This window comes from Fusobacterium sp. DD2, assembly GCF_018205345.1.
Classification (GTDB): domain Bacteria; phylum Fusobacteriota; class Fusobacteriia; order Fusobacteriales; family Fusobacteriaceae; genus Fusobacterium_A.
On the sequence record NZ_JADRHM010000078.1, the window covers coordinates 1 to 11,265 of the forward strand.

10 protein-coding genes are annotated in these 11,265 nt (G+C 32.4%); 3 read left to right on the forward strand and 7 right to left on the reverse strand.

The window, feature by feature from the left end:
• Positions 1 to 532: 532 nt before the first annotated feature.
• From leuS to IX290_RS10215, 5 genes are all read right to left on the reverse strand, one after another.
• Complete coding sequence (gene leuS / locus IX290_RS10195) at positions 533 to 3,142, reverse strand: leucine--tRNA ligase (RefSeq protein ID WP_211493081.1); 2,610 nt, start codon at positions 3,140 to 3,142, stop codon at positions 533 to 535.
• A gap of 86 nt (positions 3,143 to 3,228) precedes the next feature.
• Positions 3,229 to 3,825: a sigma-70 family RNA polymerase sigma factor gene (locus tag IX290_RS10200; protein ID WP_211493082.1), complete on the reverse strand. Its 597-nt coding sequence runs from the start codon at positions 3,823 to 3,825 to the stop codon at positions 3,229 to 3,231.
• Positions 3,826 to 3,874: 49 nt separating this feature from the next.
• Positions 3,875 to 4,588: a 23S rRNA (guanosine(2251)-2'-O)-methyltransferase RlmB gene (gene rlmB / locus IX290_RS10205; protein ID WP_211493083.1), complete on the reverse strand. Its 714-nt coding sequence runs from the start codon at positions 4,586 to 4,588 to the stop codon at positions 3,875 to 3,877.
• Between the two features lie 8 nt (positions 4,589 to 4,596).
• Entirely contained in the window at positions 4,597 to 5,865 is a 1,269-nt protein-coding gene (gene murA, locus IX290_RS10210; RefSeq protein WP_211493090.1) for a UDP-N-acetylglucosamine 1-carboxyvinyltransferase, read from the reverse strand.
• Entirely contained in the window at positions 5,865 to 6,431 is a 567-nt protein-coding gene (locus IX290_RS10215; protein ID WP_211493084.1) for a DUF1694 domain-containing protein, read from the reverse strand. The genes murA and IX290_RS10215 overlap by 1 nt, the downstream gene beginning before the upstream one ends.
• A 406-nt stretch (positions 6,432 to 6,837) precedes the next feature.
• Between IX290_RS10215 and IX290_RS10220 the strand changes: the two genes are divergently transcribed.
• The 3 genes from IX290_RS10220 to IX290_RS10230 are packed head-to-tail and all read left to right on the forward strand — an operon-like array spanning position 6,838 to position 8,851.
• On the forward strand, positions 6,838 to 7,884 hold the full coding sequence (locus tag IX290_RS10220; protein ID WP_211493085.1) for a carboxypeptidase-like regulatory domain-containing protein: 1,047 nt from the start codon (positions 6,838 to 6,840) through the stop codon (positions 7,882 to 7,884).
• Between the two features lie 33 nt (positions 7,885 to 7,917).
• Positions 7,918 to 8,076, forward strand: a complete 159-nt coding sequence (locus IX290_RS10225; protein WP_211493086.1) for a hypothetical protein — start codon at positions 7,918 to 7,920, stop codon at positions 8,074 to 8,076.
• Positions 8,077 to 8,113: 37 nt separating this feature from the next.
• The gene (locus IX290_RS10230; RefSeq protein ID WP_211493087.1) at positions 8,114 to 8,851 is read left to right on the forward strand and encodes an SIS domain-containing protein; all 738 of its coding nucleotides are present in this window, start codon (positions 8,114 to 8,116) and stop codon (positions 8,849 to 8,851) included.
• Positions 8,852 to 9,058: 207 nt separating this feature from the next.
• On the opposite strand, the gene IX290_RS10235 is transcribed toward IX290_RS10230, so the two are convergent.
• Entirely contained in the window at positions 9,059 to 10,384 is a 1,326-nt protein-coding gene (locus IX290_RS10235) for a 6-phospho-alpha-glucosidase (protein ID WP_211493088.1), read from the reverse strand.
• 97 nt (positions 10,385 to 10,481) lie between these two features.
• Positions 10,482 to 11,265: glucose PTS transporter subunit EIIB (locus IX290_RS10240; RefSeq protein WP_211493089.1), on the reverse strand; the 784-nt coding region annotated here is incomplete at its 5' end.

Below are 11,265 nucleotides of genomic sequence, written 5' to 3' on the forward strand. Positions count from 1 at the left end.
GTTTACCGCTTTCTCGCGGACAAGATATATATTACCACAGATACATATTTTCGTCAACAACTTTTTTGTATTTTTTTTATTCTTTCTTACAATTTAAATCATCTATTTTCTATAATTTCAACACAAAGATAGGATTTTTCTATCTTCACAATATTTCTACCGATATTATCCACTTTCTACTTTTATATATAAAGATATGTAATATTTTTATATCCAATTCAAATAAAAACGATAGTAAAAAAAGAGGCTGTGCATTTCTAATAGTATAAAAATAAAATTCTCTAAGCTATCAATAGTTTCTATTTATTTTGCTCACAGAAAGAAAATCCGAAACTCACTACGTTCAAACAGTCGGATTTTCAGTATTCTGTTTCGCTGCATAAATTACAAAACTATCTCTAATGCCAAGAATTTTATTATTTACAAATTTGCAACAGCCTCTTAATCAATATTCTTCTTTATATAAAAGAAAGAAAAAATGCCAATAGCGACAAAATCAAATTCTGTCACTACTGGCATCTATCTCAATATTTTATTTTACAACTATATTTACAATTTTGTCAGGTACAACTATCAATTTTACAAGTTTTTTACCTTCCATATGTTTTTGAACATTTTCAAGAGCAAGAGCTTCTTTTTCAACATCCTCTTTAGCAGAACCTCTTTCAACTTCAATAGTTCCTCTAACTTTTCCATTTACTTGAACAGCCATTACTACTTCAGAAGTCTTAAGTAGTTTTGGATCATATGAAGGCCACTCAGTATTAAATAGGTATCCTTCTCTTCCTATTTCAGACCATAACTCATCACAGATATGAGGAATGAATGGAGATAACATAACTAGGATTTTTTGGATTACGTCATCAAATATCTTCTTAGATTCAGAAGTTCCTTTTCCTGCATCCATAATGTTGTTTTTATAGTCAAGAGTGTCATTTATAAGTTCCATAGTAGCTGCTATTGCAGTGTTGAAGTGGTAGTCATTCTCTATAGAATCTGTAACTCTTTTAATTGTCTGGTTCATTTTTATAAGTAAAGCTTTATCTTCTTTATTTATCTTAGACATATCAACTGGAGCTGGATCTAGATTATCTTTGTTTTCCATTACAAGTCTCCAGATCTTAGTTAGGAATCTGTAAGCTCCTGCAAGTCCGTTTTCACTCCATTCCAACTCTTTTTCAGGTGGAGCAGCAAACATTATAAATAGTCTTGTTGTGTCAGCACCATATTTAAGTACCATCTCTTCTGGGTCAACACCGTTATTTTTAGATTTTGACATCTTTTCCATCTTAGTAACTAGCTCTTCACCAGTAGATTTCAAGTATGCTTTATCCCCTTTTACATCTACATCTTGAGGGAATATAAATCTTCTTTCTTTTTCAGAATAGTAAGATTGAGAAAGTACCATTCCTTGAGTAAGAAGTTTTTTGAATGGTTCATTTGCTGAAACAAGTCCTAAATCTCTTAGGATTTTTTCAAAGAATCTAGCATATAGAAGGTGCATTACAGCATGTTCTACTCCTCCTATGTATTGGTCTACTCCCATCCATTTATCAACTATCTCTTTACTGAATGGCTCTTTATCATTGTGAGGGTCACAATATCTTAAGAAATACCAAGATGAGTCAACAAATGTATCCATAGTATCTGTATCTCTTCTTGCAGGTCCTCCACAAATTGGGCAAACTGCATGTTTAAAGCTTTCTGAAGTTTCAAGTGGGTTTCCTTTTCCATTAAATGATACATCTTCTGGTAAAAGTACTGGAAGATTTTCATCTTTTTCAAGAACAGTTCCACATTTTTCACAGTATAATACTGGAATTGGAGTTCCCCAATATCTTTGTCTTGAGATTCCCCAGTCTTTAAGTCTGTATTTAACAGTTCTCTTTCCGCAACCTTTATTTTCAACATATTCAGCAATTTTAGTTTGAGCTTCTTTAGAGTTCATTCCGTCAAATTCACCAGAATTTGTCATCACTCCCTCTTCAGTAAATGCTTCAGTCATTGTTGCAGGATCTAATTCTATAGCTTTTCCAGTTTCTTTATCTACTGGATTGATTACTACGTTTTTAGGAAGATTATATTTTTTAGCAAAAGCAAAGTCTCTTTCATCATGACATGGAACAGCCATTACAGCACCTGTACCATAGTTCATAAGTACATAGTCAGCTACCCATAGTTCAACTTTTTTACCAGTTATTGGGTTGATTACATGCCAACCTGTAAATACTCCTCTTTTTTCTCTTCCCTCTGCTGATCTTTCAATAAGATCAGTGTTTTCCATCTCTTCTACTTCTTTTTTGATTCCTGGATTAACTTTTAATATTTCAGATACAATTGGGTGTTCAGGAGCAACTACACAGTATGAAACTCCATATATAGTATCTATTCTTGTAGTGAACATTGGTAGATCTTCTCCAGTTTCAGCCACTTTAAATACTATCTCTGTACCGAAAGATTTTCCAATCCAGTTCTTTTGCATTGCAAGAACTTTATCAGGCCATCCACCTTTTAATTCTTTATGTCCATCTAATAATTCTTCAGCATAGTCAGTAATTTTGAAGAACCATTGTTCTAATTCTTTTTGAATAACTGTAGTTTTACTGTGTCTCCAGCATTTTCCATCTTCAACCTGTTCATTTGCAAGTACTGTATTACAGTCTGGACACCAGTTAACAAATGATTTTTTCTTATAGATAAGTCCTTTTTCATAGAATCTTTTGAACATCCATTGGTTCCATTTGTAATATTCAGGTTTGCAAGTAGCTATCTCTCTATCCCAGTCATAAGAAAATCCAAGCATATTAAGCTGTCTTTTCATATTTTCAATATTTGAAATTGTCCATTTAGCTGGGTGAGCACCATTTTGTATAGCAGCATTTTCTGCTGGTAGTCCAAATGAGTCCCATCCCATAGGATTTAGCACATTGTACCCTTTCATTCTTTTATATCTAGCTATAACATCTCCCAATGTATAGTTTCTGGCATGTCCAACGTGTAATTTTCCTGATGGATATGGCAGCATTGCAAGTAGGTAATAGTTTTCTTTTCCTTCTACTGAGTCATAAGTTTTGAATATGTTACCCTCTTGCCAGTTCTTTTGCCACTTGGCTTCTACTTCTTTAAAATCGTATTCTCTCAACAATCTCACCTCTATCAAACTTTCAAAATTTTAATTTTTAATTTCTTCATAATTTATCATCTTAGATTATTCTACTTTTTAGTACCCTAGTAGGTACTGAGCCATAATTCGCTCTTTCTTTTAATTCGTTGAAAACTGTTATCAATAGTCTTTGGTGATTTATTTAACTCCTCAGCTATCTCTTTATAGGAAAATCCCTTAATCATATATCCAAATACAACCTTTTCAAAGGGACTAAAATTACTTTCAACAAATTTTTGAAAGTCAGTAATCTTCTCCTTTGATAAAAATATCTCTTCAGGATTGTATTTAATTGTAGAATACAGATTTTTAGGATATGTCTCATAACCATTTTCATTTTCCAGATTATTCCCGCTTGCAGCATTAAGTGCACTGTTTTTCTGTGCGTTGGAACTTCTCACTGCTGTAAGTATCTGTCTTCTTATGCAAAGTGTTGCAAAAGTCTTAAAAGATGCCTTCCCCCTTGTATAAGCCTGTATAGCCTTAAGTAAACCTATTGTCCCCTCTTGAAGCAAGTCATCCTGTTCAGCACCTATCAGAAAATAATTTTTAACATTTAGAAATATCAGCTTTTTATATTCTCTAAGTATCAAATTTATTGCTTCTGAATTACCATTTTGTGCCTTGGCTACTACTTCGTCAGTTATTATATTTTCACTCATACCTTCTTCCCTTCACTTATCCAAAATAATTTTATATAAATCTGTTTTTTTACTCAAATGATTTTACTATCTCAGATAGTATAATTCCCCCTGCTACTGATACGTTAAGTGAGTTGATTTTACCATGCATAGGTATTTTGATTAATACATCACAACTCTCTTTAACTTTCTTTCTCATTCCATTTCCTTCGCTTCCTAATACAAGAGCTGTTCTACTTGGATATTTTTCCTTAGAGTAGTCATGTGCTCCCTCTTCTCCTTCAGCACCATATACCCAGTAATCCAAAGTTTTAAGTCTCTTTATAGCTTCAGAAATATTAGTAACTTTTACTATATCTACATACTCTATAGCACCTGTAGATGTCTTAACTACAGTTTCGTTGATTCTAACTGCATTTCTTTCTGGGATAATTATCCCTTTTACACCAAATACTTCAGCACTTCTAATAAGTGCTCCAAAGTTTCTTGGGTCCTGTACCTCATCCAGTATGAGGACTATACTTTTCTCCATAGGTGCAATTTTTTCCAAAAAAGCTCCAAAATCCACATAGTAATCATAATCACTTACAAATACTACTACACCTTGAGAATTCTCTCTCTTTTTATCTGTATAGAATATCTTTATATTTCTTTTAGATGCCAATCTCTTTATCTGATTTATCTTCTCATCTCTGGCACCTTTATATAATTCTACCTTTTCTATTGTTTTTTCCTTATTTTGAAGTACCTCTATTGCCGGGTTTACTCCTATTATTTTTTCCATTGTGTTACCTACACCTCTACTTTAATTCTCTCTATATCTGCACCAATCTCTTTTAATCTAAGTTCAAGATTTTCATATCCTCTATCCACATGATAGATTCTATTTACAATACTTACACCTTTAGCTTTAAGTGCTGCAAGTATAAGTGACGCTCCAGCTCTTAAGTCACTTGCCATAACCTCTGCTGATGAAAATTCGTCAATCCCCTTTATTGTTGCTATATTTCCATTTATATCTATTTTTGCTCCCATTCTATTCAGTTCAGGAACGTGCATAAATCTATTTTCAAAAATTGTCTCTTTAATCTCACTGTTACCTTGAGCTAAACACATAAGTGTCATTATAGGTGATTGAAGATCTGTTGGGAATCCTGGATAAGGCATTGTAGTTACCTTTTCTCCATGTATATCTTTAAGTTTTGAAAGGACTCTTAAAGTGTCTCCCTCTATCTCAAATTTTACTCCCATCTCTTCAAGTTTCATTAAAAAACCTTCAAGATGATCTTTTCTTACACCTTTTACCTCTATCTTTCCATCAAACATTACAGAAGCTATGATAAATGTTCCAGCTACTATTCTATCTGGAATAATTGTATGCTCTCCTGGATATAGTTTTTCCACTCCCTGAATTCTAAGAGTTCCTGTTCCCACCCCAGTTATGTTAGCTCCCATATCATTAAAGAAGTTACAAAGGTCTTCAATTTCCGGTTCTCTTGCTGCATTTTCAAGAATTGTAACACCCTTTGCTTTTACAGCAGCCATAATTATATTTTCAGTTGCTCCAACACTTGGAAAATCAAGTATTATCTTATTTCCAATAAGTTCTTCAGCCTCTGCATTAACATAACCATGATCTATCTCAATTTTAGCTCCTAAGGCTTCAAATCCCTTCAGATGAAGATCAACAGGTCTTGCTCCAATTGCACACCCTCCTGGAAGAGATACTCTTGCTTTTTTACAATGTGCAAGCATAGGACCCATTACTAAAAATGAAGCTCTCATTTTTTTTACGAGATCATAAGCAGCTACTAAACTTGTAAGACCATTATTTTCTATTTTATATGTATTGTTATCAAGTTTTTCAACTATGAGGCCCAGACTCTCCAGTAGTTTTACAAGAGTTCTGATGTCCATTAAATTAGGAACATTTCTTAAAATGTAAGTCCCTTTTTCCACTAGAGTCCCTATCATTATTGGAAGAGCAGAGTTTTTAGATCCTTCTACTTCCAACACTCCTTTGATCTCTTTCCCACCTGTTACCTTAAAAGCTTCTACCATTATCTGTTTTTCTCCTTTTCTAGTTTGCATATTGGACAATCTTTACCAAACAATCTGTCGATAAAGGTTAGTCTTTGGAATCTATCCTTGTATTGTGGGAGTTTTTCTGCAATAAGATTGTAGTGCTTATCACAGATTTTTTGTCCGAAAAATCTGATATACTCCCTTGAAAGTCCTGCTTTCTCAAATTTTTCTCCTATATCTTCTAATACTATCTGTCTGTCATTACTGTCAAAAGGCTCCTTAGTCACCACTACCAAGGCGATATTTCCCTGAAGATCCAAGGCATCTACAAGTGTATATCTCACCTTTGATTTCTCAGCTTCAAGTATGTAGGGCTTGAGATTTTTGAGAGGAATATCTCTTCTCATCTTAATATACGCAGTTGTATCTTTTTTCATCTCATCAATTATTCCTTGATATACTAAGCTAGAATTAAGCTGATCTTCAGTAAGTGCCATTGAAACATTTTCTTTGTATTCATTTAAGTAAAAAGATCTTTCAGCCTGTGTCTTTAAAAAATTAATTTTTACTTGACTAGCTTTAGTTACCAAACTTTCATCCACTTCACATCACCATAACCATTTACAAATATTTCTATAAAAATGGCTAAAAAAACAGTATATAGCCATATATTTTCAATCTACCAATTTATTTTAAGAATTTTTAAATTCAACTCAATAATTTTCCATAAAAAAATAAATTCGTATACTAAATAGTATACTAAGTTTTTCCCTTTTACTCAATAGTTGTTTTTACATAGCTCCTATTTTTATTGAGAAATCCAACTTTTATTTTTTGCAAAATTCTCCCTTTTATATATTCTATAATATTTTTTACTTATATACTATTAATTTTTTAATTTTAAATGAAAAAAATATATTTCTACTTAACATAGGGATATATTTACTTTTCCATATAGTAAAAAAAATGTTATAATAACTTAACGAATATATACATTGAGGTGAAGTTATGAAAAAAATATTGACCATGATTTTCTTGATATTGATAAATATAATAAGTTTTTCAAAAAATATAGATTTTAATTTTAATATACCAACTGGAAAGATTCTCTACTATAAAGATGGAGCAGAAAATAGTGGAGAGGCTCTTTTTTATGATGGACATACCCAGCTTAACTTAGAAGAAAAAAACTACTCATTTGTCTTTTCAACACCTGAATATCCTATGATACAAAAAGATATTAATATAAAGGAAGTAAATGCACCTATAAATATTAATTTCACCCGTAACGATACTGTAAAAGTAAAAGGAAATGTAAAAAGTGGTGAACTGAATATTGGAGCTGCAAAAATCACCCTATATAATAGTAAGAATATTGGATATAATTTTACAACAGATCTATTTGGAAACTTCACAGCATATGTGCCAAAGGGAAATTACCGTATCCATGTAGAGAGAAAAGACTATACTCTTGATAAAAAAAATGCAATAGTATATCAGTTTACAAATCCGGCAATTCCATATACAGTTAACATAAATCTTCATCAGATCCCAAGCTTTATAAAAGGACAGGCTGTAGATGAACATGGAAACTCTATTCCATATCCTATTGTTTCTATAAAACTTGGAACTGAAATCAAAAAGATAACAGGTGATGAATTTGGGATGTTTGAACTTAAATTAAAACCTGGTATTGTAACTATAATGTGTGAAAAAGAGGGGTACACAGAAAATGGTACCATTAGAAATGTTGAAAAAAATACCTCTGTTACAAATATTGAGATTCAGCTTACAAGAATACGTTCATCTATAAGTGGAATTGTAACTGATGGGGTAAAACCTATTAGAGGTGCTAAGGTATTTCTACGTGACAATGATTTTAATAAGATTTCAACAACTAAAACTGATGAAAATGGTTTTTATGAGTTCTACAAGATTCCAAGCAGAAAAAATGTATTTATAACTGTTATGGATAATAATAAGGTATTAAAAAGAAGTGAAAGTTTTGACCTTGACCACGATATTAAAAACTTTAATCTGATTTTAGATAATTAGATTGTAAAAAACATTACTAGGGGGGAAGTTTATATGTGGATAGTTATCGGTATCTTATTTTTCATAGTTATGATAATAACAGAGATGAGTGAAAGTATGCCAGTGGTACTTTCTATAATCAAATGGCTGATTATAGCTATTATAATCGCTCTTTTCTTAAGACTTTTATGGGCGATAATCTGCTCTTTCTAGAAAAACAGGAAATTTATAAAAACATAAAGGAGTTTGCATGGATAAAGAGATAAATATAGATATATACAAGATTGCTGAGAAATATAATCTTACAGAGTCAGAAGAGATGGCACTTAAATATATAGTCAACAACTTTGAAAAATCCCTTGAAATAGGGGTAAGAGGTGTTGCAAAACAGTGCTTTGCCTCTACTTCAGTTGTGATGAATCTAGCTAAAAAACTTGGGTACAAGGGCTTTGTAGATATGGTTTATAAGCTGGAGTTCAATATGAAAAGTCATCTTGAACACTCAAATCTCAACAACCAGTTCTGTGTAAATCTCTCAGAGGAGAAGTTGAGATATTTTAAAAAACTCATATCTGATAAGAATAGGCCTATATTTGTCCATGGGACAGGATTTTCAGCTGCTGTAGTGAGATATATAAGTGATAAGCTTATGGTGCAGGGTCATTACAGTATGAGATCTGAATATATGGAGACTATGGAGCCTAAATTCTTAAAAAAAGGTATCCTTATAGTGGTATCGAAATCTGGTGAAACATCACAGGTTACAATGCTATGTGAAAAAGCAACTCTTAACGAAGTACCTATTATACTTTTTACTGGAGCTAAAAATTCCACTGTTGAAAATATGGCAGACCTGACTTTTATCATAAAGGACTCAAATCCTATGGATGATAGAAATTTACAATGTAATGACTTTTTTGGAAATGCTATACTTTTCTTTGAAAGACTTTTGCTTATGATAGAAAAAGAGGCTGTTGTAAATTTATAAAAATAAAATTCTCTTAGCTAGAAATAGTTTCTATTTATCTTGCTCACAGAAAGAAAATCCGAAACTCACTTCGTTCAGACAGTCGAATTTTCCGTATTCTGTTTCGCTGCATAAATTACGAAACTATTTCTAATGCCAAGAATTTTATTTTTTCACAACAACCTCTTATTTTTTTATTTAAAGCCTATTAAAGCTAAAGTCTTTCAATTATTTTAATACTGGCCAGTACTCTTTGTTAGCTTCTATTAAATCATCTAGAATTTGTTTTGCAACTGATGCACTTGGTACAGTTCTAGACATTGTAATAGCTTGCCATAGTTTTTGATATGATCCTTCAATCCAAGCTTCTACTGTTAATTTTTCAACTGTAACTTGTTGTTCCATTAATCCTTTTTGGAATTGAGGGATTTTTCCAACTACTAATGGTTCTGGACCATTGCTTCCAACGATACAAGGGATTTCTACCATTGCTGTTGGGTCAAAGTTTACTATTGCTCCATTGTTTTCAACAATAAGTAGCATTTTTTCTTTAGTGTTAAATGCAATTGCTCTTGCAAGGTCAACTATGTAAGAAGCATGTTCATCAATGTGAAGTGCAGTTCCTTTTGCTGTGTTGTTTTTAACTATTTTTTCACATTCTCCAAATACGAATTTTTCTCTTCCATCCATTACTTCATTAGCTCTTGTGTAATTTTTGTCTGAGTGTTTAACTACATAGTCTGGGAATAGATAGTATTTTAAGTATGTATTTGGTAATGTAGTAGGATCTACTGCTAATACATCTTTAGCTTTTGCAAATGTATCGTTCCAGCTTGCTTCTGTATGTTGGTTATCTCCTTTTGGAACTACATATCCATGTTGTAATACATGTTCTCTTAATCTTGGCATTAAGTCGTTTCCTTGTTTATCTCTTACTAATTTCCACCATCCGAAGTGGTTTAATCCGTAGTATTGGATATCCATCTCTTTTCTTGATTTTAATCCTAAGATTTCAGCCATTCTTACTTCAATTCCTATTGGCATATCACATATGTTAAGAACTTTAGAGTTTGGTCTTAATCTTCTAGTTGCTTCAGCTACAATTGCAGCAGGGTTTGAATAGTTTAACATCCAAGCATTTGGTGAGTATTTTTCCATATAGTCAATAAGTCCGATTACTCCACCGATACTTCTCATTCCATAAGCCATTCCTCCTGGTCCACAAGTTTCTTGTCCAACTACACCATATTTTAAAGGAATTTTTTCGTCTTTTTCTCTCATTGGATATTTTCCAACTCTTATGTGAGCCATTACAAAGTCAACATCTGTAAATGCTTCTTCTGGATCTGTATGGTAGCTGAATTTAATTTCAGGTGCTTTTTCTTTAAGTAATATTGCACATGCATCTCCGATTTTTGCCTGTCTTTCAGGATCGTTGTCAAACATCTTTATTTGTCTAATTGGGAATTTGTCAAGATTATCTAATAACATTAAAATTATACCTGGAGTAAATGTACTTCCTCCACCAGCGATTAAAATAGAAAATTGTTTCATAATTGTTCCTCCTTAGTTCTTCTATTAATTATTAATTAAATCTTAAAATTTTCATGATAGTTATATATTTAAACGTGTTTCTAATACCCTTTTATTTTTAATTTTGTGCCATCAGTGTTTCAAAGCTTTCTCTTACTTGTGGAACTGACAGTCCAACTATTATTTGAAATGCTTTACCATTTCTTACTACCCCATGTGCCCCTGCTGCTTTAAATGCTGCATCTGGTGCAACTTTTGTTTCATCTTTTACACTTACTCTAAGTCTTGTAGCACAGTTATTTACCTGCTCAATATTTTCTGCTCCACCTAATGCTTCTAAGAAAGCTCCAGCTTTACCTTCATAGCCGTTACCCTTTTTAGCCTTCCAGTCAGCCTTAGTGTATAGTTTTGTTTCTTCTGTTTCATCTTCTCTTCCTGGTGTTTTTACATTGAATTTCTCAATTAGGAATTTGAATATGAAGTAGTATATTACTGTAAATATTGCTCCTATAATAAGTTGAGTAAACATTACATTTGAGTGGTTTTTCATAAGTGGTAACCAGTTTAATGCTGCTATCTCAATAAGTCCTGAACCCATGTTTCCAACTACTCCAAATGCATACATCAATGCTGCCATTGAAGCTGCAAGTACTGCGTGTACTGCAAATAGGAATGGTGCTATAAATAGGAATGTAAATTCTAAAGGTTCTGTAATTCCAACTAACACTGCTGTTAAAACTGCTGGTATAAGAAGTCCTGATACTATTTTCTTTTTCTCTGGACGAGCTGTTTTATAGATTGCAAGTGCTATACCGATACATCCAAATATTTTACTGTTACCATGAAGTGCAAATCCACCTTGTGGGAAAAGCTCTTTAAGTGGTAAAGTTGTAGCGAACCCA